This is a genomic window from Streptomyces sp. MnatMP-M17 (assembly GCF_900091995.1).
Lineage (GTDB): Bacteria > Actinomycetota > Actinomycetes > Streptomycetales > Streptomycetaceae > Streptomyces.
The window spans coordinates 1-1,193 of sequence record NZ_FMDK01000662.1 but is presented as its reverse complement, the minus strand read 5'-3'; the positions used below and the strand labels follow the sequence as shown (position 1 = coordinate 1,193).

At 72.3% G+C, this 1,193-nt stretch carries 1 protein-coding gene and 1 pseudogene; one reads left to right on the top strand and one right to left on the bottom strand.

Annotation, left to right across the window (positions count from 1 at the left end; translation table 11 throughout):
* Positions 1–159 precede the first annotated feature (159 nt).
* Positions 160–630 (bottom strand): annotated as a pseudogene (locus tag GA0115259_RS27640) (AAA family ATPase); the annotation flags it as partial.
* A gap of 169 nt (positions 631–799) precedes the next feature.
* Between GA0115259_RS27640 and GA0115259_RS27635 the strand changes: the two are divergent.
* Positions 800–1,193 (top strand): DUF948 domain-containing protein (locus tag GA0115259_RS27635; protein WP_176732673.1); only part of this gene is annotated, 394 nt, incomplete at its 3' end.

Sequence of the window (1,193 nt, the reverse complement as noted above, 5' to 3'; positions counted from 1 at the left end):
CCGACAGCCCGCGCGGACACTCCGCGCGGCAGCGGCTCAGCCCGCCGTCTCCCCGCCCTTGCCGGTGGGAGAGCCGGCGGGCTTTCGCGCGGTACGGGACGGCCTGCGCGTACCGGACGACTGCCGCGGCACCGCCGCCGGGCCCGGCCGTTCGGCGAGCCTGCCCACCGCGAGCACGGTCAACTCCGGTGCCCGGCGCAGCAGTTCCCGTACCAGCTCGGCGCACGCGTCGACGAGCTGCTCGAATCCGTCGAGCACCAGAAGCAGCCGGCGCGTGGCGAGATGCTGGGCCAGCACCCGGCGCGGCGGCCTGCCGCTCTGGTCCGTCAGCCCGAGTGCCTCGACCAGGGAGTGCGCGAGCAGCTCGGGATCGCGGAGCGCACCGGTCTCGGCCAGCCAGACGCCATCGCAGTAGCGTTTCTTCAGGGCCTCGGCGGCTCGCAGCGCCAGCCGCGTCTTGCCCACACCGCCGACTCCCACCACCGTGACCAGCCGGGACTCACCGAGCCGCCGCGTCAGGCCGGACAGCTCTTCGTCGCGCCCGACGAAGCGGTTCAGCTCGGCGGGAAGATTGCCGGGAACCGGGAAAGGCGCGTCGGCGGAAGGACCGGAGCGGAAGGACCGTCGCATGAGACACGCGGAGTACTCATCCGGCAGCACTCCGTACAATCCCGCGCGGCAACTCCCGTCCCGTGACCTCGTAATGCGGTACGGGGCGTGACCTCCGGCGCGATAGGGTCGGAGGACGACTTTCCAGTCGCCTTCCAGAAGACCGTCGACGATCAGGGAGCGGTGCGGCGTGACCGGTGGAGAGGTTGCCGGGATCCTGGTGGCCGTGTTCTGGGCCATCCTGGTCTCCTTCCTGGCCGTGGTGCTGGTGAGGCTGGCCCAGACGCTCAGGGCGACCACCAGGCTCGTGGCCGAGGTGACCGAGCAGGCGGTGCCGCTGCTGGCCGACGCCTCCGCGACGGTCCGCTCCGCGCAGACCCAGCTCGACCGCGTCGACGCCATCGCGACGGACGTCCAGGAAGTCACCTCCAACGCCTCGGCGCTCTCCACGACGGTCGCCTCGACCTTCGGCGGACCTCTCGTCAAGGTCGCGGCGTTCGGCTACGGCGTACGCCGGGCCATGGGACGCAGAGGAACGGCCGCCGCGCAGGACGGACCCGACGACCACCCTGCGGCGGCCGACC